Annotated in this window: 1 protein-coding gene; it reads left to right on the top strand. The window is 53.1% G+C overall.

All coding sequences use genetic code 11. From position 1 onward, the window contains the following. Positions 1–16: 16 nt before the first annotated feature. Positions 17–245: reverse transcriptase domain-containing protein (locus KMS84_RS44815; RefSeq protein ID WP_256921658.1), on the top strand; the 229-nt coding region annotated here is incomplete at its 3' end.

Genomic DNA, 245 nt, shown 5'->3' with positions numbered 1-245 from the left:
GGATGGGTTGGAAGCGATGCTGGCGAAGAGATTTCCCAACGCGAAGTGGACAGCCCGAAAAATGCGCGTGGTGCGTTATGCAGATGATTTCATCATCACTGGTTGTTCGAAAGAATGGCTGGAGAATGAAGTCAGGCCCGCCGTGGTTGAATTTCTGGCAGAGCGTGGACTTGTCCTCTCTCCGGAAAAAACCAAGATAACGCACATAGGGGACGGGTTCGACTTCCTCGGATGGAACCTGCGCA

The sequence above is a fragment of the Streptomyces hilarionis genome (genome assembly GCF_024539675.1).
Classification (GTDB): domain Bacteria; phylum Actinomycetota; class Actinomycetes; order Streptomycetales; family Streptomycetaceae; genus Streptomyces; species Streptomyces hilarionis.
This window is presented reverse-complemented; position numbering and strand designations above follow the sequence as displayed.